This window comes from Phormidium sp. CCY1219, from assembly GCF_055795085.1.
On the sequence record NZ_JAYFEQ010000305.1, the window covers coordinates 1 to 463 of the forward strand.

General features: G+C 49.5%; 1 protein-coding gene. It reads right to left on the reverse strand.

Annotation, left to right across the window (positions count from 1 at the left end; all coding sequences use genetic code 11):
- A partial coding sequence (locus tag AC0QH1_RS05025; protein WP_473154729.1) for an RpnC/YadD family protein occupies nucleotides 1–463 on the reverse strand: 463 nt, incomplete at both ends.

Sequence of the window (463 nt, forward strand, 5' to 3'; positions counted from 1 at the left end):
AACCGTAACCCGGCGAGAAGCTGGGTACAAGCGGCAATTTCCTGTCGCTGTTCCCGTGATTCTATCTTAGCCAATTCCCCCGCCACTTGACTCAGCAATTGCGTCGGTTCCTCAGCGGCACACAACACCGCTAAAGGGAGCAATGCGCGGTCTTGCAGCAAGGGTTCTGGAGATTGCTCCCACAACCGCACCACTTCATATTGGTGTCGGGTCGATTGGAACTCAAATTGCGTCTGAAAAACCTCCGGATTGCTCGTCTGCTTCAACCAAATAACCACCTGTTTCACCGGCAGTCGATATTGCCAGTATAATCGCAACCAATAATTTAACATCCGCAGGGGCATCGGTTGCTCTGTGGGTACTTTTACCTGAAATTCTAAATGCAGAATCTCCGTCCGCGTGCTTAAAAATGTGACCGAATCTGCTCGAATCGGGTCTAAAGGTAATTCGGTTTTTAATACCT